The sequence below is a fragment of the Prosthecobacter algae genome, from assembly GCF_039542385.1.
In the GTDB taxonomy this organism is placed as follows: domain Bacteria; phylum Verrucomicrobiota; class Verrucomicrobiia; order Verrucomicrobiales; family Verrucomicrobiaceae; genus Prosthecobacter; species Prosthecobacter algae.
In genome coordinates this window covers 166,631-189,940 of sequence record NZ_BAABIA010000003.1, presented here as the reverse complement: position 1 = coordinate 189,940, position 23,310 = coordinate 166,631, and the positions used below count along the sequence as shown (strand labels likewise).

The 23,310-nt window shown below is 59.4% G+C and carries 23 protein-coding genes; 12 read left to right on the top strand and 11 right to left on the bottom strand.

What is annotated here, in order from left to right; all coding sequences use genetic code 11:
- Window positions 1–13 precede the first annotated feature (13 nt).
- Together ABEB25_RS07690 and ABEB25_RS07685 are read right to left on the bottom strand one after the other, a co-directional pair.
- Window positions 14–466 (bottom strand): GatB/YqeY domain-containing protein, encoded by a 453-nt coding sequence (locus tag ABEB25_RS07690; protein WP_345735811.1) that lies wholly within the window; start codon window positions 464–466, stop codon window positions 14–16.
- A 157-nt stretch (window positions 467–623) separates the two neighbouring features.
- Window positions 624–1,592 (bottom strand): c-type cytochrome domain-containing protein, encoded by a 969-nt coding sequence (locus ABEB25_RS07685; RefSeq protein WP_345735810.1) that lies wholly within the window; start codon window positions 1,590–1,592, stop codon window positions 624–626.
- A 123-nt stretch (window positions 1,593–1,715) separates the two neighbouring features.
- On the opposite strand from ABEB25_RS07685, the gene ABEB25_RS07680 reads away from it, so the two are divergent.
- Window positions 1,716–3,014: a glucose-1-phosphate adenylyltransferase gene (locus ABEB25_RS07680; RefSeq protein WP_345735809.1), complete on the top strand. Its 1,299-nt coding sequence runs from the start codon at window positions 1,716–1,718 to the stop codon at window positions 3,012–3,014.
- A 54-nt stretch (window positions 3,015–3,068) separates the two neighbouring features.
- On the opposite strand, the gene ABEB25_RS07675 is transcribed toward ABEB25_RS07680, so the two are convergent.
- The 3 genes from ABEB25_RS07675 to ABEB25_RS07665 are packed head-to-tail and all read right to left on the bottom strand — an operon-like array spanning window position 3,069 to window position 6,271.
- Window positions 3,069–4,367, bottom strand: a complete 1,299-nt coding sequence (locus ABEB25_RS07675) for a sigma-54-dependent transcriptional regulator (RefSeq protein ID WP_345735808.1) — start codon at window positions 4,365–4,367, stop codon at window positions 3,069–3,071.
- A gap of 15 nt (window positions 4,368–4,382) precedes the next feature.
- Entirely contained in the window at window positions 4,383–5,732 is a 1,350-nt protein-coding gene (locus ABEB25_RS07670) for a sensor histidine kinase (RefSeq protein WP_345735807.1), read from the bottom strand.
- 11 nt (window positions 5,733–5,743) lie between these two features.
- Window positions 5,744–6,271, bottom strand: a complete 528-nt coding sequence (locus ABEB25_RS07665; protein ID WP_345735806.1) for a gluconokinase — start codon at window positions 6,269–6,271, stop codon at window positions 5,744–5,746.
- Window positions 6,272–6,381: 110 nt separating this feature from the next.
- On the opposite strand from ABEB25_RS07665, the gene purU reads away from it, so the two are divergent.
- Window positions 6,382–7,242, top strand: coding sequence for a formyltetrahydrofolate deformylase (purU, locus tag ABEB25_RS07660; RefSeq protein WP_345735805.1), 861 nt, complete (start codon window positions 6,382–6,384; stop codon window positions 7,240–7,242).
- A gap of 27 nt (window positions 7,243–7,269) precedes the next feature.
- Here purU and ABEB25_RS07655 read toward each other — a convergent pair whose 3' ends face one another.
- From ABEB25_RS07655 to rnhC, 4 genes are all read right to left on the bottom strand, one after another.
- Window positions 7,270–7,776, bottom strand: a complete 507-nt coding sequence (locus tag ABEB25_RS07655; RefSeq protein WP_345735804.1) for a hypothetical protein — start codon at window positions 7,774–7,776, stop codon at window positions 7,270–7,272.
- A gap of 8 nt (window positions 7,777–7,784) precedes the next feature.
- Complete coding sequence (locus ABEB25_RS07650) at window positions 7,785–8,390, bottom strand: helix-turn-helix domain-containing protein (RefSeq protein WP_345735803.1); 606 nt, start codon at window positions 8,388–8,390, stop codon at window positions 7,785–7,787.
- Between the two features lie 170 nt (window positions 8,391–8,560).
- The gene (locus tag ABEB25_RS07645) at window positions 8,561–8,878 is read right to left on the bottom strand and encodes an HU family DNA-binding protein (protein ID WP_345735802.1); all 318 of its coding nucleotides are present in this window, start codon (window positions 8,876–8,878) and stop codon (window positions 8,561–8,563) included.
- Between the two features lie 53 nt (window positions 8,879–8,931).
- On the bottom strand, window positions 8,932–9,891 hold the full coding sequence (gene rnhC / locus ABEB25_RS07640) for a ribonuclease HIII (protein ID WP_345735801.1): 960 nt from the start codon (window positions 9,889–9,891) through the stop codon (window positions 8,932–8,934).
- A gap of 221 nt (window positions 9,892–10,112) precedes the next feature.
- Here rnhC and ABEB25_RS07635 point away from each other — a divergent pair, with 221 nt between their 5' ends.
- The 5 genes from ABEB25_RS07635 to ABEB25_RS07615 all read left to right on the top strand — a co-directional run bounded on the left by ABEB25_RS07635 (window position 10,113) and on the right by ABEB25_RS07615 (window position 15,230).
- The gene (locus ABEB25_RS07635) at window positions 10,113–11,192 is read left to right on the top strand and encodes an NHL repeat-containing protein (protein ID WP_345735800.1); all 1,080 of its coding nucleotides are present in this window, start codon (window positions 10,113–10,115) and stop codon (window positions 11,190–11,192) included.
- A gap of 29 nt (window positions 11,193–11,221) precedes the next feature.
- Complete coding sequence (locus tag ABEB25_RS07630; protein WP_345735799.1) at window positions 11,222–12,271, top strand: NHL domain-containing protein; 1,050 nt, start codon at window positions 11,222–11,224, stop codon at window positions 12,269–12,271.
- A 65-nt stretch (window positions 12,272–12,336) separates the two neighbouring features.
- The gene (locus tag ABEB25_RS07625; protein WP_345735798.1) at window positions 12,337–13,215 is read left to right on the top strand and encodes a class I SAM-dependent methyltransferase; all 879 of its coding nucleotides are present in this window, start codon (window positions 12,337–12,339) and stop codon (window positions 13,213–13,215) included.
- A gap of 19 nt (window positions 13,216–13,234) precedes the next feature.
- Window positions 13,235–13,681 (top strand): c-type cytochrome domain-containing protein, encoded by a 447-nt coding sequence (locus ABEB25_RS07620; protein ID WP_345735797.1) that lies wholly within the window; start codon window positions 13,235–13,237, stop codon window positions 13,679–13,681.
- 130 nt (window positions 13,682–13,811) lie between these two features.
- Entirely contained in the window at window positions 13,812–15,230 is a 1,419-nt protein-coding gene (locus ABEB25_RS07615; protein WP_345735796.1) for an aspartate aminotransferase family protein, read from the top strand.
- A 66-nt stretch (window positions 15,231–15,296) separates the two neighbouring features.
- Here ABEB25_RS07615 and ABEB25_RS07610 read toward each other — a convergent pair whose 3' ends face one another.
- Window positions 15,297–16,181 carry an NAD(P)-dependent oxidoreductase gene (locus ABEB25_RS07610; RefSeq protein WP_345735795.1) on the bottom strand — a complete coding sequence of 295 codons (885 nt, stop codon included), beginning with the start codon at window positions 16,179–16,181 and terminating at the stop codon, window positions 15,297–15,299.
- A 53-nt stretch (window positions 16,182–16,234) separates the two neighbouring features.
- Window positions 16,235–17,743: an alkaline phosphatase D family protein gene (locus ABEB25_RS07605; protein ID WP_345735794.1), complete on the bottom strand. Its 1,509-nt coding sequence runs from the start codon at window positions 17,741–17,743 to the stop codon at window positions 16,235–16,237.
- A 100-nt stretch (window positions 17,744–17,843) separates the two neighbouring features.
- Between ABEB25_RS07605 and ABEB25_RS07600 the strand changes: the two genes are divergently transcribed.
- The 5 genes from ABEB25_RS07600 (at window position 17,844) to ABEB25_RS07580 (ending at window position 23,274) form a co-directional block, all read left to right on the top strand.
- Entirely contained in the window at window positions 17,844–18,113 is a 270-nt protein-coding gene (locus ABEB25_RS07600) for a hypothetical protein (protein WP_345735793.1), read from the top strand.
- Between the two features lie 97 nt (window positions 18,114–18,210).
- Window positions 18,211–19,638: a sulfatase family protein gene (locus ABEB25_RS07595; RefSeq protein WP_345735792.1), complete on the top strand. Its 1,428-nt coding sequence runs from the start codon at window positions 18,211–18,213 to the stop codon at window positions 19,636–19,638.
- A 243-nt stretch (window positions 19,639–19,881) separates the two neighbouring features.
- Window positions 19,882–20,490, top strand: coding sequence for an Amuc_1102 family pilus-like protein (locus ABEB25_RS07590; RefSeq protein WP_345735791.1), 609 nt, complete (start codon window positions 19,882–19,884; stop codon window positions 20,488–20,490).
- Window positions 20,491–20,542: 52 nt separating this feature from the next.
- Window positions 20,543–22,273, top strand: a complete 1,731-nt coding sequence (mul2B, locus tag ABEB25_RS07585) for an Amuc_1101 family PilM-like pilus complex protein (protein WP_345735790.1) — start codon at window positions 20,543–20,545, stop codon at window positions 22,271–22,273.
- Complete coding sequence (locus tag ABEB25_RS07580; protein ID WP_345735789.1) at window positions 22,273–23,274, top strand: Amuc_1100 family pilus-like protein; 1,002 nt, start codon at window positions 22,273–22,275, stop codon at window positions 23,272–23,274. The genes mul2B and ABEB25_RS07580 overlap by 1 nt, the downstream gene beginning before the upstream one ends.
- Window positions 23,275–23,310: the final 36 nt, after the last annotated feature.

The following is a 23,310-nucleotide window of genomic DNA, read 5'->3' as shown; positions in this document are numbered from 1 at the left end:
GAAAATAAAGTGACTACTGCAGTCTCTTCGCCACTTCGGCGGAGAGGGCGCGGTTATCGGCACGGCCAGCGGCGCGTTCGCCCAGCAGTTTCATCACAGCACCCATGTCTTTTTTGGAGGTGGCTCCCAGTTCCAGGATCACGCTGTTGACCAGCTTTTCCATCTCGTCGGCACTCATGGCGGCGGGGAGGTATTTTTCCAGCACGACGATTTCGGCCTTTTCAGTTTCAGCGAGGTCAGGGCGGCCGCCGGCTTCGTAGCTGGTCACGGAGTCCTGGCGTTTTTTGAGCTCCTTGCGGATCACGGCGATGGCGTCGGTGTCTTCCAGTTCGCCTTCGGCCCCAAATTTCTCAATGGCGGCGTACTTGATCGCCGACTTCAGGCCGCGCACCACGTTCAGGGTCACGGTATCTTTCGCCTTCATGGCGGTCTTCATGTCTTCAGTGAGCTGTTGGGCGATGGGCATAGTCGTGGTGGAAAAAGGTTGGTTTAGAAAGGACAGTGGCGTGTGCCATCGGGATTGTCCAGAGGGGAAGGCCGCCAGGACTATGAGCCCCTCAAACGCAAAAAACCCCTTTGCGCGATGAAGCGTCAAAGGGGGCGTGAGGCTTTCTAGGTGTCTGCTATTTCAAGGTGACCTTGACGCCAGGAACGGCGTCGGTCAGGGCCTTCACTCCGGCTGCGGTGGCCTGGGTCTGGTAAAGGGAGACCGTCTTGAGCGACTTGAGAGTGGTGAGGTGCTGGACTCCGGCGTCCGTGATGGCCGTGCCAAAGAGGTTCAGGTTTTGCAGGTTCTTCAGGCCGGAGAGGGATTGCAGGCCTGCATCGGTGATCTTGGTCTGGCGCAGGTCCAGTGAGGCCAGCCTTGGGAACTGTGCCACGGTCTGCAGGGCGGCATCACTGATGGCCGTGCGGCCAAGGTCCAGTTGGGCGACTTGTTCCTTGATGGGCAGCAAAACGGTGACGGTTTCATCCGTGCATTTGGAGACCCCGGTGAGAAAGTCTGCCCGCAGCAGCGGACTGTCCGCTTTCAGGGTGGCGATCTGGGCACCGCCAGCTTTAGCTTTGTCTATGGCCGCAGCTTCGGCTGGCTTCAGGCCCTCCTGGAGCTTGGTATAAAAGGTCTCGTGCTCGCGCACCTTCACCACAGCGGCTTTGGCGGGCTCGGCTTCTTTAGGGGCCCCTTCCATATTACCCTTCCAGCCGCCAAAGTCGGCTCCGCCTTCGATCCACTCCTTCAGCAGCTTGATTTCATCCGCCGTCATGGGCTCGCCCTTGGGGGGCATGAACATGTCATCATCTTTGGGCAGGTTGACGACTTCGTACATGTAGCTTTTGGCCAGGTTGCCTGGCACCAGTGCAGGTCCGCTTTCTGCCCCTTTCAGCATGGCCCAGGCTGCATCCAGGCGGAGATCAGCCTTGGGTTTCTTCAGCTTGCCATCTTCCATGAAGGCCGCCTTGTGGCACCCCAGGCACTTGGCCTCCAGCACCGGGAGAATTTGCTTCTCGAAGTTCACTGCGGCGGACAACGATGAGGCGGCACCGGCAGCGGCGAGCGCAAAGATGGATAAACGAAGCGTAGCGAAAGACATACGATTTGGGTTGGTTGGGCTGAATGCACGATGAAACCTGCGGAATACCTGCATCTGGCGCGAGAGAAACGCTTGCCTCAGCGTCTTGTTTCAAGGAAAACTGACTGTAACTTACCGACCCTCATGCCCACACGAATCGAAACCGATGCTCTCCTCCGGCGTTCCACCTTGGCCATCGTCATGGGTGGGGGGGCGGGAACCCGCCTTTTCCCGTTGACCAAGGACCGTGCTAAACCTGCGGTGCCTCTGGCTGGTAAATATCGTCTGGTGGACATTCCTATCAGCAACTGCATCAACTCTGGCGTGCGCCAAGTCTATGTGCTCACGCAGTACAACAGCGCCTCCCTGAACCGCCACATCGCTCGCACCTACAAGTTCGACCAGTTCAGCCGTGGGTTCATTGAAGTGCTTGCTGCTCAGCAGACCCCGCAGGGCGAACGCTGGTATCAGGGCACGGCCGATGCGGTGCGTCAAAACTTGCGCTACTTCCTGGAAGGGGACCATGAATACTTCCTCATTCTCAGCGGCGACCAGCTCTATCGCATGGACTTCCGCAAAGTGATGGATCAGCACCTCATGAGCGGGGCTGAATTGACCATCGCCACCCTCCCCGTGAATGCTCAGGACGCTACGGGCTTTGGCATCATGAAGGCGGATACTTCCGGTCGCATCCATGAGTTCGTTGAAAAGCCCAAAGACCCTGCGGTGCTGGAGGCCCTGCGCATGCCCGACGAAACGCTCAAGGAACTCGGCTTGCCGTCGGATGAGGCTCGTTACCAGGCTTCCATGGGCATCTATGTCTTCAATCGCAAGGCTCTCATTGAGAGCTTGGACAATGATTGCATGGATTTCGGCAAGCACATCATCCCAGCCGCGCTGAAGAAGTACAAGGTTCACTCCTTTAACTTCCAGGGCTACTGGGAGGACATCGGTACGATCCGCAGCTTCTTCCACGCGAACCTGGACCTCTGCAAGCTGGTGCCCCAGTACGATTTCTTTGATTCCTCGGCGCCCATCTTCACCCACGCCCGGTTCCTGCCTGCCACCAAAATTAATGGTGCCGTCATTCGCGAAGCCCTCATTTCCGATGGCTGCATCATCACGGATGCTCACGTCGAAACGGCTGTCATCGGCCTTCGTTCCATCATCGAAACGGGCACCACCATCCGTGACACCATCATCATGGGAGCCGACTACTATGCTGGCGCTGCGGGCACGGATCAAAGCAAGCCCGCACCTGGCATCGGCCGGAACTGCCGCATCGAGAAAGTCATCCTCGACAAAAACGTCCACGTTGGAGACAACGTGGTCATCACTCCCGAAGGCAAGCCGGACAACATGGACAGCGACCTGTTCTACATCCGCGATGGCATCGTGGTGATTCCAAAAGATACCGTCATCCCTGCCGGGACCTGGATCTGACGTCCGAATATTTCCTCTGGCCTCCCGTTTCCTTGGTGGAAGCGGGAGGCTTCTTTATTCTTTGCCCAGCAGTTCACGCAGCTTCCGGCGCAGAGTCGCACGGTTCATGTTCAGCGCGGCAGCCAGGCGAGTTGGTTTGTCTTCAAACCGTGCCAGCAGCTCGGCCAGCAGTGGTTTTTCAATCTGGGCCAGCAGGGTGTCGTAATCCGGGATCAGGGCCTCCGCGCAGGTCAGTTTTTGATCCAGCCATGCCACCAGTGCACGGTTCAGCGCCTGGTCCAGATGGCTGCTTTCCTGGGCCGTGTTGACAATGGCCTCGGGCAGATGACGCGGTAACACGGGCGAGGTGGCACAAACCGCCACGACATGCTGCATCGCAGTCACCAACTCCCGCACGTTTCCTGGCCACTCGTATCCTTTCAGGGCCGCCATGGCCTCCTGCGACAGCGGCAGATCCCGGTCTGGAGCCGCCCGCTTCAGCAGGGCTGCCGCCAATGCAGGCAGATCGCCTGTGCGACCGGCCAGGGGCGGGATCGCTACATGCAGGACACTGAGCAAATAATACAGATCTTCCCGGAATCGCCCTTGATGGATGAATTCCAACAAAGGCAGGGAACTCGTGGCCAGCACCCTTTGCTCTCCCATGCTCATGGCGCGGCAGAGCGTGGCCTGGAGCGGCAGTGAGAGAGCACCGACTTCCTCAATCAGCAAGGTGCCACCTTTCGATTTTTCCAGACACTGGCTCAGCATGGCTCCGGCCTGCTCCGCGGGCCATTCATCGCTGCGGAAGATCACCAGGGTCCGAGGGCCGCTCTGGGCTGCGATGACCTCGGCGGCCAGCGTTTTTCCCGTGCCCGGCTGCCCAGTCAGCAGCACTGGAACGGGGGTGGCACAGGCCTGGGCGATCACCGCAAAGGCCTTTTGCATGTCCGGTGCATCACCGATCATGATGGAAGGATCGGGAGAGCTGGCCGTCTGTGGCACCTCGCTACGCGGCAGTTCCAGCAGGGCACGCAACTGCGGCTGGATTTCAGCGAGATTCAGCGGTTTGAGGAAGTAGTCATGGGCCCCCAGGCGGCGTGCTTCCAGCGCATTGTCCAGAGTGCCGTGCGCCGTGATGATCATCACCGGCGGGGGCATGCTGCCGGCTCGCAGCGTTGCCAGCACCTTTAGCCCGCTCATGTCCGGCAGCCCGATGTCCAGCAGCACCGCATCAAAGCTCTGCCGCTGGGCCTTTTCCAGACCTCCTTGGCCGGAGGCGGCCACCACGGGCTCAGCCCCCAGTCGGCGCACCACGGTGGAAAGGGCTGCCGCCAGGGCATATTCGTCTTCGATGATCAGGACACGTGGCATAAGGATAAAGGACGGTTAAGAATTGATCATCGGCAAAGCGATCTCTACCCGTGCGCCGCCTTTCGGATGATTTTTGAGCGACATTTGGCCATTGTGGGCAGAAATGATCTCGCGGGCCACGTTCAGCCCCACGCCCATGCCTCCCTCTTTTTCGGAAAAGAACAGTTCCACCCCATGATCCAGGGCAGATGCCGAAAAGCCCGGCCCCTGGTCATCAAAGGTCAGGGTGACGTGGCCATCCTCCGCCTTAACACCAATCTCCAGTCCACCGCCGCCGGGCATGGCCTGCATCGCATTGAGGATCACATTGCGAAACACCTGCTGCAGCCGCTGGCGGTCACCCAGGATGTCCGGCCCATTACTTGAGGCCATCGACTCCGCCGTCTGCACCTGTATCACGGTCCCCGTGTGCTGGGCCTGGGGCTGCAGCATCTGCACGGTTTCTTCCAGCAGCGGTAGCACGGCCAAGGGCTGCTTTTTGGGGGAGGCAGGTCTTGCCAGATAGAGCCACTGGTTCACCAGGCCCTCAATCACCCTCACTTCGGCCAGCAAGTGTCGCAGGGAGGTCTGCGACTCATCATCCAAGTCCACGCTTTCGATGAGCTGCGCGTGAAGTTGGATGGAGGCCAACGGGTTTTTGATCTCATGGGCCAAGCCTGTGGCCACCCGCCCCAGGAGGGCCAGCCGCTCCGATTGCGCCCGGCGCTCGCGCTCACTCATCAGATCTTCCCTCGCCTGGGTCAGAGCACGGGCCAATTCACCGATCTCGTCTGCCCGCTGGGTCTCCGGCAATGCGCGCTCCTGAGGGCCAAAAAAGCCGCTGAGCCGCCGCGTCAGCCTGCCCACGGGTTCCACCACCTGCCGGCCGATCACCCAGGCAAAAAGCGCTGAGAACAGCCAAAAGGCGACCAAGGAATAGCGCGTGGCCGGGTGCCAGAGGCTTAAGGTCAGCGCGGGGGTCTCGCGGATGAAGATCATGTCATGCTGCTCATCAAGCGCCAGCACCAGGGCCTGCCGTCCCGTGGGCAGTTGCAGCACTTCTTGGGTTGTCGGCGCATCCATCAGCGTCCGCGCCTCTTCCCGTCTCAGGCCTGGGCCTGCCTGGTCAAAGCGATTGCGGAAATGGATGTCGATGCGCAGCAGCAGGCTCAGGTCTTCCGCCAGTTTCGGGCTGCGCGGTAGATTCAACCGCTTCACAAAGTCCACGTCATTTTGCGCCACCGTCACAAACAGCCGCTGCGTTTCCTCCTGCTGCTGGTAGCGCAGCCAGGCCAGCAAAAGCAGCGACCCCATCGCCACAAAAATCACCATCACCACGCCGTAGCGCGCTGCGAGACTCTGATGCCAGCGCCGGGGGGAATTCATCGTAGAATTAATCAGGGGTGGCCGAGGCGATGCAGGACTTCAGCCACGATGGCCTCCGGTTCCTGCTCCAGCGAGACCGTCCACAGGTCCGGGGATTCCTCCAGGATCGCAAATTGGCTGTCCAGCAGGCTCACGGGCATGTAGTGGCCTTTTCGTTTCGCCATCCTCGCAAAGATTACCTCCTTCGGTCCCTTGAGATGCACAAAGATCAGTTCACTCTCGGCATCATCGGCTCGCAGTTTTTCCCGATAGATCACCTTCAGCGCGGAACAGGCCAGAACATACACGGGCGTTTGCCCCCGCATTTCTTCGATGCGTGCCCGCAGGCTCGCATACCATGGCCAGCGGTCTTCATCGGTCAGCGGGGTGCCGGCGCGCATTTTGTCCTTGTTCGCGGCGGAGTGAAAATCGTCGGCATCTTCACACACACCGCCTAGCCGTTCTGCCAGCAGAGTGCCGATGAGGGTTTTGCCACAGCCGCTCACTCCCATGACAATGAGGGTACGGGGCAGGGGATTGGGATTAGGGGCTGGCTGCATGAGGGAAAAGCCTGATTTTCATGCAAACCAGCGCCGACGCAAAGCCCATACAGGAAAACCACGCATAAATCTTTGCGGACACGGTGCCCCTGAGTGAGTTTCCACTCCTCATGTCATCCCCAGACACCGCCACCCTTCTCATTCATTGCCCAGACCGCCCCGGACTCGTGCATGATGTCACCGGCTTCATCTTTGCCCATCGGGGAAACATCATTGACCTCCAGCAGCACATTGATCCCACACTTGATGCCTTTTTCATGCGGCTGGAGTGGAGTCTGGAAAACTTCACTCTGGAGAAGGATGAGATCGCCTCCCGCCTGCAGCCCCTGGCCCGTCGTCATGACATGCAGTTGCGCCTGCACTTCGCCAGCCAGAAAAAGCGCGTGGCCCTTTTCGTCACCAAGGAAAACCACTGCCTCTACGATCTCCTGGCACGCCATGAAGCCGGTGACCTGCCCGTGGAAATCCCGCTCATCGTTGCCAATCACGACACCCTCAGGCCTGCGGCCGAACGATTCGGCATTCCCTTCTATCACTTCCCCATCACCAAGGACAACAAACAGGAACAGGAGGCTGCCCAGATCGAGCTGCTGAAGAAGGAACGGGTGGATACGGTCGTGCTCGCCCGCTACATGCAGATCATCAGCCCGGCGATGATTGCCGCCTTCCCGAATCAGATTCTCAACATTCATCACAGCTTCCTGCCTGCCTTTGTGGGGGCCAAGCCCTACCACCAAGCTCATGCACGCGGTGTCAAAATCATCGGTGCCACCAGCCACTACGTGACCGCCGATTTGGATGAAGGCCCCATCGTCCATCAGGACGTCATGCGCGTGAGCCATGAAGACAGCGTCCAGGACCTCGTGCGCCTGGGCCGGGATCTGGAGAAAACCGTCCTCGCCAAGGCCCTGTGGTGGCACGTGCGGGATCAGGTGCTGGTTTACCAGAACAAGACCGTCGTATTTGAGTGACGTAAAAAGGCAGCCTTTGAGAGCGCTTTACAGGCTTTCCACACGGGTGCGCAGGGCCATCGCTCTTGGGTCCCGCTGTTCTTCGGGGCTCAGCATCTTCAGGTGGTCCATGGCCTCCTGGGCCAGCCCCAGTTCCACATATCCTTCCACCACCGCGAGGCGGGCACCGAAGTCCAAATTCGCGTCTGGTGCGGAGGGCATCACGACGGAATCGAGCCGCTGTGGGGGTGTATCCGCCCCGGCAGTCACACTGGCGGCATCTGGTTCGGTCTTGGCCAGGTACACCCAGCCATCGCCTTCTTTCTGGAGTCGCCATTGGTTGATGACCAGTACCACGACCAGCCCCACAATCGCGATGGAGCTCTCCAAAATGAATGGAGTTGCCAGGGCACCAGCCACCATCATCACCGCCTTGGCCAGCACTTCGCGGGCTGTATCACTGACCTTGCACACGATCACCACCCCTGTAACCAGGGCCAGGGTGAAGAGCAGAGGGGAAAGCCACCAGCGCTTGGGAAAGTAAACTTCGGACATGCCGCAGATTACTGCAATCTGGCGGGCAATCCAGCATCGAATGCGGGCCTGGGATGGGTCACCGGGTGGGTTCCCAGTTCCTCGGCACTGATCACAGGCCCAGGCTGCACCTGCATGGAGAGAGTATCGGGCTGCGCACCAGGGGCTGCTTCATGAAGCGGGGCTGGGGGATTTCCTCGGGTCGCCTGTGAAGCTTCTTGGGCAACGTGGTAACCCCAGAAGCACGTGCCAATCAGCACCACGACGAACATCGCCAATCCGGCAGAAACGGGTGAGCGTGAGGTGCTTTTCTTGCGCATGGCATTCAGCAGCCGATCCAGCCGACGATCCTTCACCACCCAGGGGCCATGATTGTCCGTCAGGTAACGGTAGTCCGAAGGGCCGCCTAGACGGGAAGTCGGCAGTTCGGCCAGCAGTTCAGCCACATCCACTCCTAAATACTGGCTGTAGATCTTCAGAAAAGAGCGCGCGTAAGTCAGACTGCCAAAGGCCGCAAAGTTGTCCTGCTCCAGCCAGAGCAGGCGCTGAGGCGGGATACGCGTTTCATGGGCAGCATCCAGCACAGTCAGCCCGCGTTCTTCGCGTGCAGTGCGTAATTGGATGCCGGGTAACATGGCCACAAGGAATTTCGTGCTCAGATTGGCACACGGACGTCTGAAAATGAAGCCGAATTTTCTCGATGTGTGTTCTTTAGAACAGAGGTGTTTTGTTGGGTGTCGCTGACCCAAGCTTGGCCTCGTCTGACACCATGGCCCGAAATAAACTCTCCGCCTTTTAAGCGAATTTACTCTTTAGGCTCAATGCTTTCTGGCGGCAGTTTGGCCACTCGCTCCTTCAGCTCACGGCCTGGCTTGAAGCGGACCACACAGCGGTCGGGGATCAGTACTTCGTCCTTGGGTTTGTTGGGGTTGCGCCCGATTTTCGACTTGGCCACCCGCACTTCAAAGGTGCCGAATTTCCGGAATGTCACGTCATGTCCTTGCTCCATTTTCTTGCCAATGAGCTCCACCAGCCCATCAATAACTTCGGCCACTTGGTGATGTTTGAGCCCGGTCAGGTCGCTCAACTCAGTGATCATATCGCGTTTGGTGGCAGTGGGCATAGCTTTAATGGGTGATTTAGATGCCTGATAGGTAGGTGAATGCAAGTTATTCCTTAGGCTGATAAGGGGGCTCTTGAGGAAGAGTCGTCAGGCCGCGCACTGCTCCGGATTTCTTCAGTCGTCTTGAAATGCAGCTTCGCCACCTGGGCCAGGATATTTTCTCCCTGATTTTGGAACAATGTTCGCGCGCTGTCCTTCACCATCTGTGACACGCCTTTGGGCAGTGGCTGGCCCAGCTTGTGGCCTGTCTCACGCAGCCAAAGAACAAATTTCTCGCGGGCGAGGATGGAGGCGGCGGCCACGGCGGGATCGGATTCGGCCTTGGTGCGCTGCACCAGGTCAATCTGCCGCCCTTTCTCCTGGAGGGCTTTTTTCAGCACCGCCGGGTTGGCAAACTGGTCTGAAATCGCTCGCGGACAGTCTGGCACCCGTTCCAGCAGCAGTTCGATGACCTTAGCATGTCCCCAGGCCAAGAGGCGGTTCAGGTTGCCAAATTTCTCGTAGAGGGCGTTGTAACGCTCCGGATTGATCTGGACGATTTCCCAGCGCAGCCCAGGAATGCTGCGGATGGCCTGGGCCACCTGTTCGATCTTCTGGTCACTGGTGATCCGTTTGCTGTCCACGGCCCCCACCTCCCGCAGTTGCCGGGCCACATCCGCATCCACATAGACCCCCGCGATGACAAGCGGGCCAAAGAAGTCCCCCTTGCCGCTTTCATCCACGCCGATGTGGGGCTGGTACATTTCAGGATGGTGGACCTCCTCGTAGCCCAGTTCCGCCTGGCCCAGGATCTGCGGTTCCAGCAGGTGGGTCACAAAGTCGGCCGTCTCCTTGCCCTGCACCAGCACCTTGGGCCCTTTTTGATACACCAGCACATTCACCTTGCCCCGGCTGGCGGCATACAGGCAGTGCGGTTTGGTTTCAAAGTCCCATCCTTGCTCAGCCAGCAGCGCCCGTAGCTTGGCTGCCTGGGGCTCCGTGAGCGGTTTGGTGTAGGTCGTTAGCGGGGCCATGATTGTGCAAATGAATCAGCCACAGAAATCCTCGGCCTGCCATTGGGTGTATCGTATGTCTCGGAAGAAACTACTGCAAATTCCTTCGAGGGTTACAAAGTTTCGTCAGGTTGCCTGCCTGCTGTTGAATGGACTGGCATTTCATCCTTGTGTCAGAAAAAGCTGTCCAAATTCACGTTTTTAGACCTTCCTCAGTGTCACCTTCATCGCTTTCCGACTCCATGAAACATCTCGCTCTCGGTCTTTCCTTGTTACTCGCCCCACTGGCTACCGCCGCTGAATGGACGATCTCCACATTCGCGGGCACTGGGGAAAAGGGTTTCAGCGGCGATGGCGGCCCAGCGGTGAAGGCGAAGATGGACAATCCCTTCGGCGTCACCCGTGGCCCCGATGGTGCCCTCTGGTACTGCGAATACACCGGCCAGAAAGTGCGCAAAGTCACGCCCGACGGAGTCATCCACACCATCGCTGGCACGGGGGAAACAGGCTACACCGGCGATGGCGGCCCCGCCCTGAAGGCCACCTTCAATCTGCCTCATGAGATCCGCTTCGATTCGGCCGGAAACCTCTACATTGTGGACATGAAAAACCACGCGGTACGCAAGGTGGACCTGAAGACTGGCCTCATCAGCACCTTCGCGGGCAATGGGGTGGCGGGCAACAGTGGCGACGGCGGCCCCGCCTCCCAGGCCCATCTCAAGCAGCCTCATAGCATCCAGTTCGGTCCCGAAGGCGACTTGTACATTTGTGACATCGGCAACAACACCATCCGCAAGGTGGACATGAAGACGAATGTCATCAGCACCTTTGCTGGCACGGGCAAACCGGGCGACACCCCCGATGGTTCCCCCATCAGCGGCACCCCGCTCAAAGGCCCGCGCTCGCTCGATTTTGACAAAGACGGCAATCTCTGGCTCTGCACGCGTGAGGGCAATCAGGTCTTTAAGTTCGACCTCAAGGCGGGCAAGATTCACCACGTGGCAGGCACAGGGAAAAAGGGTTTCACTGGCCATGGTGGCCCGGCCAAGGGGGCCACCCTCAGCGGTCCCAAGGGCATCGCCCTCGATGCCGAAGGCAACGCCTGGCTGGCCGATACCGAAAGCCACAGCGTGCGGATGGTGAATGCCAAAACGGGAACGCTGGACCTCATCGCGGGCACCGGCCTGAAAGGCGATGGCGCGGACGGCGATCCCCTGAAATGTGAAATGGCACGCCTGCACGGCATCTATGTGGACAGTGACGGTGCTGTGTACATCGGCGACAGCGAAGCCCACAAGGTCCGCGTGCTGCGCAAAAAGTGATCTCCTGTTTTCTACCCTCCCCACCTTCCATGAAGCTTCTTCGTTCCTTTCTTCTTCTCTCGCTGCTGCCTGGATACTCCTTGGCAGAACGCATTCATCTGGTTGCCGGGGGGACTCAGGATGCCGTGGGCATCGCGGCCACGGAAGCTGTTTTAAAGGAACCTTTCGGGGCGGAGTTTGATGCAGGTGGCCACATGTGGATCGTGGAGATGGTTTCCGGAAACCGCCTGCTGCAGGTGGATGGTGGCGGCCTCGTCACCCACGTCGCCGGGCAGTTGAAACCTGGCTACAGCGGCGATGGCGGTCCGGCATTGCGCGCCCAGTTCAATGGCCCTCACAACCTCGCCATCCAGCCCGATGGCAAAGTGCTGGTGGGAGACACGTGGAATGGCCGCGTGCGCGTGGTGGATGTGAAGGCGGGCACCGTCAAAACGCTGGAGGGCTGGCAGGCCCCCGCTGGCAAGGAGCGCGGCAACGGCCCCTACTGCATCACCCTCGATTTTTCCGGCACCCAGCTCTACATCGCGGACCTTCGTCAGGTGCATCGTCTGGACTTGGCCACGGGCAAATCCCAGGTCATCGCGGGCAACGGCCAAAAAGGCGTACCTGAAAACGGCGCACTGGCCACCGAATCCCCGCTGGTGGATCCCCGCGCTGTTGCCGCCGACCGTCAGGGCAACGTGTATATTTTGGAGCGCAATGGCAACGCACTGCGTGTCGTGGACAAAGAAGGCCGCATCCGTACCGTCGTGAATGCCAGCGGCAAAAAAGGCGGTGAAGGCGATGGCGGTCCCGCCCTGGAGGCCACGATGAACGGCCCTAAACACCTCTGCATAGACAAGGATGACTCCGTCCTCATCGCCGATGCGGAAAGCCACCTCATCCGCCGTTATGTCCCCGCCACAGGCAAGATCGAGCGCATTGCTGGCACCGGTGTGAAAGGCAGCGCCGGAGTGGGGGGCGATCCCCGCCAGTGCCAGCTCGCCCGCCCACATGGGGTCACTGTCCATCCGCAAACGGGTGAGATTTACATCACGGATAGCTACAACAACCGCGTCCTGAAGATCGTCAAAGAGTGACCCGGCAGGGAGGCAGGGCTGTTTTTCCCGATGGCGCAGCGGCTGTCTTCAAGCGATAAAGGGGCATGCGCTCCGACTTTCATCGCAAGCCCACCGGCTCCCGCACTCCGCCTCGTCCAGGTCCTCGCCCGACTCAGGGCCAGGGGCCGGCGGCAGGCCCGCGCCCAGACCGCAGCCAGGGCGGCACCTCCTGGGAAAAATCCGCCGACTGGTATGACCGCATCCTCGGCGAACGCGGTTCGGAACTTTATCAGGCCGTGGTCATCCCGCAGTCCCTCGCGCTGCTGAAGCCGCAAAAAGGAGAGCGCATCCTCGATCTCGGCTGCGGCCAGGGCGTCTTTTCACGGGCGATGGCGGACAAAGGGGCTCAGGTCACCGGCGTGGATGCCGCACCCACCCTCATCGTCAAAGCCCGCACTTACCCCAGCCGCACCCCCATCCGTTATTATGACCGGGATGCCGCCCAGCTGGCGGGCCTCGGTGAATTCGATGCCGCCTCCGCCATCCTCTGCCTGCAGAACATGGAGCATCTGGACACCGTCATTGCTGCGACCGCCACTGTCTTGAAGCCGGGCGGGCGCATGCTCTGGGTTCTGAACCATCCCGCCTTCCGCATTCCGCGCCAGTCTTCCTGGGGCAATGAGGAGGAGCGCAAGATCCAATACCGCCGGGTAGATGCCTACAGCAGCACCCTGGGCATCCCCATCCTCATGCATCCAGGCAAGGCCGACAGCGAAAGCACCGTGAGTTTTCACCGCAGCTTTGAAACGCTCACTTCTTCGGGCTTCAAAGCTGGGCTGACGATGTCCGGCCTCGGCGAATGGTATTCGCACAAAGAAAGCCAGCCGGGGCCGAGAGCACGGGCGGAAAACCGGGCTAGAAAAGAGTTCCCGCTTTTCCTCGCCCTCCTGTGGCAAAAGCCGCATGTCACACCTACCGCCTAACCGGCTATCTATCGTCCCGATGAAATACCTCGCTCCCGTTTGCGCCCTTGCCCTGTTGCTCGCTGCTTGCGCCAGCAAACCTTCGGTGGCCCCCGAAGATCCGGTGGAGGCCCTGGCAGGCCGCGATTATTTCGTCACTTACGTCAAGCCGATCCTGGAGACGCAGTGCTTGCGTTGCCATCAGGGGGCGCATCCTCCGGCAGGCCTCTCCCTGGTCCAGCGCAGCGCCGCCTATGCCCCGCGCAAGCGTGACCGTGCCTTCATTGTCCCCGGAGATCCCGAAGCCAGCCTGCTGCTGGCAGCGGTCATGCGCGAGGGCACGCACCCGCTCATCATGCCGCGTCTGGACATCACCCTAACCGATGATGATATCGGCGCGCTGCATGAATGGATTGAGGACGGTGCGCACTGGCCAGACAATCCGGATGGCTTTCTCCAGCCGCGATACAACATCGAAAATCCTTGATTCTACAAGGGATTCAGGAGCACTTGGCACGCACTGATACCTTTATGACGTGGGTCTATTAAGACGGCATTTTGAGGGGGCTGTCACAAAAATACCCACATGCGCGAGTTTGCGCGTAGCCCCCTGTAGGATGCTCGACAATGTCAACGTTGTCCTCACCAACCGATTTCACATGGGCAAAGAATACGACACCACTCCAAAGACCGTTCCGCATGTCGCGACGAAGTTCCGCACGATCTGCACCCCGGTCCCTCATCCAGAATCCATTCAGCACATCGAGCGGAGTCGCAAGTATGAACCCCTGTCCATGCGCGGCATGCCGCCCATCGTTTGGGACCGTGCTGAAGACATCTTCGTTTTCGACAAGTATGGCAATCGCTGGCTCGACTGGAGCAGTGGCGTGCTGGTGACGAATTGTGGCCACGGCGTGCCGGAAGTCCGTCAGGCCATCATTGATCAGGTCAATAGCGGTCTCATCCACAACTACGTTTTCCCGAGCGAGGAGCGCCCTGAACTGTGCGAGCTCATTGCCAGTGTTTCTCCGGATCCGCTGAAAAAAGTTTTCCTGCTCAGCACCGGCAGCGAGGCTACGGAGTGCGCCATCAAGCTCAGCCGCGCCCATGGCATTTCGGTCGGCGGTCGTGAGAAGATCGGCATCATCGGTTTTGATCGTGGCTACCATGGCCGCACGCTGGCCTCCCAGCAGGCAGGCGGCATGTCGGGCCAGAAGACCTGGATCGTCAACATGGACCCCGCCATCATCAATGTGCCGTTCCCGGATGGTTATTGGGAAGGCGACAGCAGCTTCGACGGCTTCTTGCAGGCGGTCGAAAAGAGCGGCATGAAGCCCTCCCAGATCGCCGGGGTCATCATGGAAAGCTATCAGGGCGTCGGTCCCGACTTTGCTCCTGTGGAATACATTGAGAAGCTCCGCGCCTGGTGCACCGAGCACGAAGTCGTCCTGACCTTCGACGAAGTGCAGTCTGGCTTTGGCCGCACGGGCAAGTTCTGGGCCTTCGAGCATTACGGTGTGGTTCCGGATCTCATTTGCTGCGGTAAGGGCATCTCTTCCTCCCTGCCGCTGGCCGCCGTCATTGGTCGCCCGGACATCATGGACCAGTTCCCTCCAGGTTCCATGACCAGCACTCACTCGGGCAACCCTGTTTGCTGCGCCGCCGCCCTCGCCAACATCCGCAAGCTGCTGGATGAAGACCTAACTGGCAATGCGGCCCGCATGGGCACTGTGCTGCTGGCAGGCTGCCTGGCCATCCAGGCCAAGCATCCCGAAGTCATCGGTAACGTCACTGGTGCTGGCCTCGTCGCCGGTCTCCAGACCGTGAAGCGCGGCACCAAGCAGCCGGACCACGATCTGGCCCACCGTGTCATCGAACTCTGCTACCAGAAAGGCCTGCTGTTCTTCGCCCCTGTGGGTGCCTGGGGCCAGACTGTCAAAATCTGCCCGCCGCTCACCATTCCTCAGGAAGCTCTGGAAGAAGGCCTCGCCGTCCTGGCCGAAGCCTTTGATGAAGCGGTCGCTGAACTCGGTTGAGCCCAAGGCCTAACCAAAAAAATCCCATGACCGCAAGGCCATGGGATTTTTTTGTGTGATTATCTGTTAGGCGTGCCGTCCTTTGAAGGTCAGTTCCGCGATGCCAGATTTGTCCAGTCCGCCCAGGCCCAGGCTGACCATCTTCTGATACTGGGAGATGGTGGCCAGATTCAGTGGCAGATTGAGGCCGACGCTTTCGGCCATGCTGCCAGCGATGCCGCTGTCCTTGGCTGCATGCTCGGCGGAGAACCAGCAGTCGTGCTCACGGGCCACCATGTCACCGCTGTCCGTCTCCAGCACGCGGCTGTTGGCCCCGGTCTGGCTGAAGACTTCGCGGATCATGTCGAGATCATGCCCCAAGGCCGCAGCGAGGCCCAGGCCCTCAGCCAGGCCGGCGGTGTTGATGTTCATCACCATGTTCACCAGCGCCTTCACTTCCGCAGCCCGGCCGGGTCCGCCGATGAAACGGCGGTTCACACTCATCTGTTCCAGGATGGGCAGCACCTCATTGTAGGTGGCTTCATCACCTGCCAGCATGAGGTACAGCTTGCCCTCACGCGCATGGCTGATGCTGGAGGCCATGCTGGCTTCCAGGCTGTGCGCGCCGATGGCCTTGGCTGCTTCATACACCTGGCGGTGAATGCCCGGGGAGACGGTGGCGCAGTTGATGAATACCTTGTTAGCCGCGTCATTCAGCAGGTTGTCGCCGGGGGCGAAAAAGATGCCGCGCATGGATTCGTCATTTGTCACCACCGTGAAGATCACTTCCGCTGCGGCCGTCACCTCCGCCAGTTTTTCGGGTGCGGCGCAGCCCAGCTCTTCGGCCAGGGCAACCGCGATGGGACGATGGCTGTCATACACGGCGGTCACGCTGTAACCGCATTCTTTCAGACGACGGGCCATGTTGGCTCCCATGCGTCCGACTCCGACAAAGGCAATGGTTTTGCTCATAGATTGGGATGATTAAAAAGGCTGTTGGCGCACGGCTGCGGGCGCGGGTGGGATTACGGCTGCAACTCGCCCAAGTGCAAGGTTTTCTCGATCTGCGTCGCTCCCTCGGCATCCAGAATGCGCAGTTTCAGAGTGGGGTCGCTCACCGCCCAGTCAATGTCCAGCGTGCCCACATTCGGCTGGTGGAAAGTCTTGGGCAGCACGCGGTTGGCATTGGGCGTGGGGGTGCCGCGCTTATGAACCTGCGTCATGGAACTCGCCGTAAAATCATAGAGAGGGTAGGGGACGGCCTGGGTGAGGGCCGACATCTCGCACCAGTGGCGGTCCCCGCTGAGGAAGAGCACCCCGCGGGCCTTGCTGTCTGCGATCAGCTTCACCAGCCGCCGCTGTTCATGGGGAAAGTTCGCCCAGCTTTCGCTGCCGCTCGCCGCCGCAGCAAATTGGATGCTGGAGACGATCAGTCGCAGTTCCGCCGGTTGTTCCAGCACCCCTTTCAGCCAAGCCCACTGGGCCTCTCCCAGCACGGTGGTGCTGAGGTCATCCGTGGGCACCGCACTGCCACCGTTCGTGGCCTGGTCCTTCGGCACACGCTTCAGCGGGCTGCGAAAGTAGCGTGTGTCCAGCAGGATCACCTGCGTGCGCTTGCCTTCTGGGCCAAAGGTGCGTGCCTGATAGATGCCTTCCTGCTTCCGCAATGGGGAGCCGCTGGGTTCATTCAGCCAGTCGAGAAATTCCTTCTGCGATTCCTTCCTCATCGGGTAGTCGGCCCCGCCGTCATTGGCCCCAAAGTCATGGTCATCCCAGGTGGCCAGCACCGGGGTCTTGGCCCGCAGCCCCTGGAAAAAGGGGCTCTGGCCCAGCGCCACATACTTGGCCCGCATCTTGGCCATATCCTCAGTGTCGGCATAGATGTTGTCGCCCATGAACAGGAAAAGATCCATCGGCAGCGTCAGCGTGCGATCCAGCATCGGGTGTTCCGTCAGGTCCAAGCAGGAGCCAAAGACGATGTGCTGCAGCGGCTGGGCAGGCGCGTTCAGATCAAACGGGAAACTGGTCTCTCCAGGAAACAGCACGGAGAACTTCGGGTGCTCCACCCCGGCGATGTAATTGCGGAAGACCACCGCCAGCGGCGTGTCCTGGGTGGCACGGATGCGCCACCCTTTGCTGCCAGCAGGCACCTGCGTGTCCCACGTTCCGGTCAGCACCACGATGTCATCTTCACTGTCCAGTGGGGCGCGGTCATGGCCGGTGAACTCAAACTGAAAGTCCGGCTGCACCGGCCCAGTAGGCTCAAAAAGAAACTCCACGTACTTTTTCACCAGATCTCGCGCCTTCGTCTTCAGTTCCTTCACCCGCTCCTCGCTCAGGGTTGGTAGGATGGGCTGCATCAGGGATGGGGCGGCATTCGGGTCTGCGGTAAAGCAGCGCGGGTCCACCTCCACCGTCAGCGTGCACTTGCCTTCCTGGGTGAAATAGGCCCGCACCGGGATGTCCGGCACCGGATGCGCCCAGGCGGACAGGCAGGAAAAGAAGGCGGCAAGGGCGGTCAGGCGGGTTTTCATGAAAAAATCAGGCTTGTGTGCAAACGAAGTTTATGAACAATCGTTTACTGAACAGCAACGCAATCGGTTGCTCACATCCAACAAGCATCCTGAAACTAACATGAAAAAAGCATTCGCTACCCTCGCCATCGTTTCCCTGGCACTCGGCTCCGCCTACGCAGGCTGTGGCAAGGTCGTCACCAACGAAGGCAAGCTGAAGTCCTTTGACGCCGCCACCAAGGCTGTCGTCGTGGAAGGCAAAGACGGCAAAGAAGCCAAGCTGACCCTCACCCCCTCCGCCAAAGGCGCTTCTGACGCTGAGAAGCTCGTCGGCAAAGACGTCAAGGTGGACAGCGAGCACGGCAAGATCACCAGCATCGCCAAGGCCTAAGCCCTGGTTCTGACTCCTTTGTGAAGCCCGGCAGCAATGCCGGGCTTTTTAGTTTTTTTAGGACAAGGTCTCCCTCCTGGCGACGTTCCCACAGGCCATGTTTCGCCTTATTGTCTCCCTTGTCCTCGGTTTCACCCCCCTGCTGCTGGCGGCAGACTCGCCCAATGTTGTGGTCATTTTCATGGATGACATGGGCTACGCCGATGTCGGCTGTTTCGGGGCCAAGGGCTACCCCACGCCTAACATTGACCGCCTAGCTCAGGAAGGGCGTAAGTTTACCAACTTTCACGTCCCCCAACCCGTCTGCAGCGCCTCCCGCGCAGGCCTGCTCACCGGCTGTTATCCAAACCGCATCGGCATCCACGGCGCCCTCTCGCCCAAGGCCACCCACGGCCTGGCTGCCCAGGAAATGACCCTAGCCGAAGTCGCCAAACAAAAAGGCTATGCCACCGCCGCCGTCGGCAAATGGCACCTGGGCCATCTGCCGCCCTTCCTGCCCACTCGTCATGGCTTCGATGAATACTACGGCCTGCCGTACTCCAATGACATGTGGCCCTTTCATCCCGAGGCCAAGCCCGGCAGCTACCCCAAGCTGCCCCTGTATGAAAATGACCGCATCGTGGATGCCGATGTGACACCGGAGGACCAGACGCGCCTAACCACAGATTACACCACGCGTGCCGTTAGCTTCATTGAGCGTCATAAGGCCAAGCCCTTCTTTCTCTACCTCGCTCACAGCATGGTCCACGTCCCCCTCTACGTGAGTGAAAAGTTTAACGGCAAGTCTGGCAAAGGCCTCTATGCCGATGTGATGATGGAGGTGGACTGGTCCATGGGCCAGATCATGGAAACCCTGGAGAAAAACGGCCTGAAGGACAATACCTGGATCATCTTCACCTCGGACAATGGCCCATGGCTCAGCTATGGCGACCATGCAGGCTCCGCTGGCCTGCTCCGTGAGGGCAAAGGCACCGTCTGGGAGGGCGGCACCCGGGTCACCAGCATCATGCGCTGGCCCGCCCGCATCCCCGCAGGCAGCACCAGCGATGCCATGATGATGACCCTCGACATCCTGCCCACCCTGGCCTCCGTGCTCGGGGCTGCACTGCCACCGCACCCCATTGATGGCAAAAACGTCCTCCCCCTCATCACTGGCGATTCCGGCGCGAAGAACCCCCACGACTTCTACGCCTTCTATTATCATCAAAACGAGCTCCAGGCTCTCACCAGCGGCGACGGCCAGTGGAAAATCATTTTTCCTCACACCTACCGCAGCCTGGGAGATCAGGCCCCCGCCACCGGGGGCAAGCCTGTCAAATATCGCCCCGAAAAGGTCCAGGCACCGGAGCTCTATGACCTCTATGCAGACCTGGGCGAGTCAAAAAACGTCGCCACAGCCCACCCAGACCAGATCGCCCGTCTGGAAGCCTATGCCGCGACCGTCCGTGAAGAGTTGGGCGACAGCCTGAAAAAGCAGCCAAAGGGCACGGGCAGTCGTCAGGCGGGCAAAAATGCCGCTAAATAAGGTCAAAAACGGACATCGTAGGGGCCGAAATCCCGTCACAAGGCCTTTTCCATCAATGCAAAAGCCCCGGCTTTGTCATCTCTGAGACGCTTGAGACGAGATTTTGTGCCTTTTGATCTAATTTTTCGTCGTTTCCGAAAATCGTGTCTTGCTGCCTGAGGCCCTTTGCGGATAAAAATAAAAAATCCCGATTGTGACACCGCCTCTCCGGCGGGCCTCCAAGGGCCACCTTCCTCCCCCCTCATGATGAAAATCTACATTGCTCTCGCCACCCTCGCGTTCGGTATCAGCGCAGCCAGCGCTCAGGCTCCAGCCGTCAAAGTGGATGGCGGCAAGCTTGCGATCAATCCCATCCAGACACCCCAGTTCTCTGCGGGCAATGTGGGTGAAAAGCGCTGGCGTCCAAAGGATTGGCTGGAAGTGGACATGCCTTTTAAGATCAAGTTGCCTTCCTCGGCGGGTCGCAATGCCAGCCTGGAGTCCATGACCGTGAGTTTTTACATCGGTCTCAATGCCCAGACCAAAGATGGAAAAAATGAAGTGGTGAAAGGCACCTTCAACTATGTGGACATTCCTGAAGGGCAAGATTGCCATGCCTTGGCTTATGTCACGCCAGCCACGCTGCGCCGTCTGCTTCAGAAAGACGGCTTTACCTCCGCCGATATCCGGGCTTGGGGATATGAAATCCTCGTCTCCGGTCAGCGCGTCGGTGGAGACTCCAGCGTCACCGGCACTGCTTGGTGGGAAAAAACCGACAACCTTTCCATCAATGATGGTGTGATGCTCTCCAAGACGGAAACGCCCTTTGGCATCCTCTGGGGCGACTACGATGTGAGTGCCAAGAAGCAGTAATCTGCCTCGGCCATTTTCCTCACTCATACGGCACGTTTTAGAAACAAACAGCATGGCAGACAGCAAAAGCATAGCGGTCCTGAATCTCGGCTCTCAGAGATTGTCAGGTGCCATTTTTAGCAAATCCGGGGGCGATCTTGTGCTGAAAAAGTACGAGTTTCTCGACATGAGCGGTGATCCAACTGTGGACGCCTCGAGAATCCCCCAGCTCAAGGTGGGCGTGCAAGAAATTGCCTCCCGTCTCAAGCTTAAAGGCAACCCCGTCAACTACGCCGTCGCAGGCCACACTGTCTTCTCGCGCTTCGTCAAGCTGCCGCCTGTCCAGGGCGACCGCATGGACCAGATCGTCGAGTTTGAGGCCCGCCAAAACGTACCTTTCCCGATCAATGAGGTCATCTGGGACTACGAAGTCGTCTCCGAATTGGGTGAAACCGAGGTGATCATCGTCGCCATCAAATCGGATTCCCTCAATGAGACCAATGACACCGTTGCTGAGGCTGGTTTGAAGACCAACTGCGTTGACCTTGCGCCGCTTGCCCTCTTCAATGCCTTCCGCTACAGCTACCCGGATGTGGATGAGCCTGCCGTGATCATTGATCTCGGTGCCCGCTCCACCAACCTTGTTTTTGTCGAAGACGGCCGCTTCTTCACCCGCAACGTTCTCGTCGGTGGCGCTGCCATCACCAACGCGATTGCCAAGGAATTCAGCATCAGCTTCGGCGAGGCCGAACAGCAGAAAGTCGCCGTTGGTTTCGTCGCCCAGGGCGGCGCGGTCGAGGAACATTCCGATCCTGCTATTGCCGCCCTTTCCAAGGTCATCCGCAATGCCGCCACCCGTCTCCACGGTGAGATCATGCGCACCATCAATTACTACCGCACCCAGCAGGGCGGTTCCCAGCCGAAGCGCATCTTCGTCTGCGGGGGTGGTGCTCTCCTAGGCAACATGACCCTGTTCCTTGAGGAAAAGCTCAAGCTGCCGGTGGAAATTTTCAATCCTCTGCGCGGTGTGCAGGTGGACCGCGGCGTCAATGCCGAAGCGGCTGCCGCAGACGCCCCTTTCCTTTCAGAGCTCGTCGGCCTCGGCCTTCGCTCTGCTGGTGGCTGCCCATCGGAAATTGAACTGGTGCCGGAAGTCGTGGCCAATGCCCGCGATGCCAAGCGTCGCGCTCCTGCCCTCGTCATCGCCGGCGTCTGCCTCTGGTCCGCCCTCGGTGCTGGCATGCTTTATTTCCAGAATGCCGAGCGCGTCACCCAGGAGCAGCTCTCCACCATGCAGCAGGAAAATAATCGGCTCATGGCGCTGACCAATCAGATCAAGCAGCAGGACGCCCTGCTCGCCCAGTCCATCTCCCTGGTCACCCCCTTGGCCGAGGCTGTTGGCGACCGCGCCTACTGGGTGCGCATGCTCAACGCCATCAACAACGCCTTCGACAACGACCTCATCTGGCTCACCGTCGTGGAGCCTCTGAAAGATGGCAAGCCCATCACCCCGGCCCTCTTTGGGCAGGAAGAGAGCGCGGTGGATTCCAACATCAAGCCTGTCCCTGGCAAGCCCGTTTACGAACTCCGCCTCCAGGGCCTGTATCGTAAAAACGACGAGGGTGAGCAGGTTGTCTATCGCTTCGCCAGTGCCCTGGCCAAGATGAGCTACTTCTCCGCAGAGAAGTTCGAAGAAAAACGCGCCAATTACGTGAGCGCCGAAAGTGGTGTCGAAGAAGACCGCTACGCCTACAAATTTAACATCAAGCTGCCCCTTCAGCAGCCCATCAAATTCACAAACTGATGAGTTGGATCCAACAAAACAAATTGCCTGCTGCCATTCTTGGCATCACGGCAGCCGGCGCGGCAGGTCTGGGCTACATGCTCTTCTCCGCATACTCAAGCTACAGCACCACCCTGGAGCAGTTTGACACGGTCAATAACAGCCTCGCCTCGCTGAAAAGCGCCGTCTTGGCTCCTACTCCCGAAAATCTGGAGATCAAGCAAGCCAAGGTGAAGGAGTTCACCGATATCTCCAGCAAGCTTACCCTGGTGCTCAACACCATGCAGGCGGAGACCCAGGCCAAGCCGACCACGGACACCGAGTTTCAGGCCAAGCTGAAGACCAAGATTGCGGATTCTCGCAAGCTGGCTGCTGAGCGCGGCATGGGCCTCCCTGCTGTGTACAATTTGGCTTTCGATCGCTATACAAGCGAACTGCCGAAATCCAACGAGATCGCGACCGACCTCTCCGGTTACTTGGATGCGGTGGATCAGATCGTCGCTGCCTTCGCCTCTGTCGGCGTCAAGCAGGTGGAGATGATTGAGCGTTCGGAGTTGGATGCTGAAAAAGCTGAGGCTGCCAAACCCGCCACAGGTGCCGCCAAAAAAGGCCCTCAGGCCCGTCCTGGTACGGCCGCTGCCCCCAAGCTGTCCGAGCGCCGTCAGGTACGGGCCATGCTCACGCTGGACCAGGCGGCTCTTCAGATGTTGATGAGCAAGCTCGCCAGCCCTTCGGAGATGCCTTACTTCACTGTCGTGCGTCTTCTTCGCATCGAAAATGAACGCCAGGTCGGGCCTCTCCGTGCTGAAACTAACATCCTGCCTCCGCCAACGATCAATCCAGATGCTCCGGCTCCTCTGGCACCGCCAGCAGGTGATGGCAAGGAAGCTCCTCCTGCCGCCGCTGTTCCAGCCGTGGAAGACGCCATCGCTGTTCTCGGTAATGAGAAGCTGCGGGTCTTCATGGAAATCGATCTGGTGTATTTCTTGAATACTCAAACTGCCAGCACTGGCACCCGGTGAAGACATCAACCGTCATCACGACACAACTTTGAATTA

Coding starts and splice junctions, on each gene's coding strand:
- ABEB25_RS07590 (WP_345735791.1), top strand. CDS start 19,882: ATGATGAAAATCTACATTGCTCTCGCCACCCTCGCGTTCGGTATCAGC.
- ABEB25_RS07690 (WP_345735811.1), bottom strand. CDS start 466: ATGCCCATCGCCCAACAGCTCACTGAAGACATGAAGACCGCCATGAAG.
- ABEB25_RS07580 (WP_345735789.1), top strand. CDS start 22,273: ATGAGTTGGATCCAACAAAACAAATTGCCTGCTGCCATTCTTGGCATC.
- ABEB25_RS07600 (WP_345735793.1), top strand. CDS start 17,844: ATGAAAAAAGCATTCGCTACCCTCGCCATCGTTTCCCTGGCACTCGGC.
- ABEB25_RS07625 (WP_345735798.1), top strand. CDS start 12,337: ATGCGCTCCGACTTTCATCGCAAGCCCACCGGCTCCCGCACTCCGCCT.
- ABEB25_RS07645 (WP_345735802.1), bottom strand. CDS start 8,878: ATGCCCACTGCCACCAAACGCGATATGATCACTGAGTTGAGCGACCTG.
- ABEB25_RS07635 (WP_345735800.1), top strand. CDS start 10,113: ATGAAACATCTCGCTCTCGGTCTTTCCTTGTTACTCGCCCCACTGGCT.
- ABEB25_RS07685 (WP_345735810.1), bottom strand. CDS start 1,592: ATGTCTTTCGCTACGCTTCGTTTATCCATCTTTGCGCTCGCCGCTGCC.
- ABEB25_RS07595 (WP_345735792.1), top strand. CDS start 18,211: ATGTTTCGCCTTATTGTCTCCCTTGTCCTCGGTTTCACCCCCCTGCTG.
- ABEB25_RS07655 (WP_345735804.1), bottom strand. CDS start 7,776: ATGTCCGAAGTTTACTTTCCCAAGCGCTGGTGGCTTTCCCCTCTGCTC.
- ABEB25_RS07605 (WP_345735794.1), bottom strand. CDS start 17,743: ATGAAAACCCGCCTGACCGCCCTTGCCGCCTTCTTTTCCTGCCTGTCC.
- mul2B (WP_345735790.1), top strand. CDS start 20,543: ATGGCAGACAGCAAAAGCATAGCGGTCCTGAATCTCGGCTCTCAGAGA.
- ABEB25_RS07675 (WP_345735808.1), bottom strand. CDS start 4,367: ATGCCACGTGTCCTGATCATCGAAGACGAATATGCCCTGGCGGCAGCC.
- purU (WP_345735805.1), top strand. CDS start 6,382: ATGTCATCCCCAGACACCGCCACCCTTCTCATTCATTGCCCAGACCGC.
- ABEB25_RS07680 (WP_345735809.1), top strand. CDS start 1,716: ATGCCCACACGAATCGAAACCGATGCTCTCCTCCGGCGTTCCACCTTG.
- ABEB25_RS07615 (WP_345735796.1), top strand. CDS start 13,812: ATGCTCGACAATGTCAACGTTGTCCTCACCAACCGATTTCACATGGGC.
- ABEB25_RS07650 (WP_345735803.1), bottom strand. CDS start 8,390: ATGTTACCCGGCATCCAATTACGCACTGCACGCGAAGAACGCGGGCTG.
- ABEB25_RS07610 (WP_345735795.1), bottom strand. CDS start 16,181: ATGAGCAAAACCATTGCCTTTGTCGGAGTCGGACGCATGGGAGCCAAC.
- ABEB25_RS07620 (WP_345735797.1), top strand. CDS start 13,235: ATGAAATACCTCGCTCCCGTTTGCGCCCTTGCCCTGTTGCTCGCTGCT.
- ABEB25_RS07630 (WP_345735799.1), top strand. CDS start 11,222: ATGAAGCTTCTTCGTTCCTTTCTTCTTCTCTCGCTGCTGCCTGGATAC.
- rnhC (WP_345735801.1), bottom strand. CDS start 9,891: ATGGCCCCGCTAACGACCTACACCAAACCGCTCACGGAGCCCCAGGCA.
- ABEB25_RS07665 (WP_345735806.1), bottom strand. CDS start 6,271: ATGCAGCCAGCCCCTAATCCCAATCCCCTGCCCCGTACCCTCATTGTC.
- ABEB25_RS07670 (WP_345735807.1), bottom strand. CDS start 5,732: ATGAATTCCCCCCGGCGCTGGCATCAGAGTCTCGCAGCGCGCTACGGC.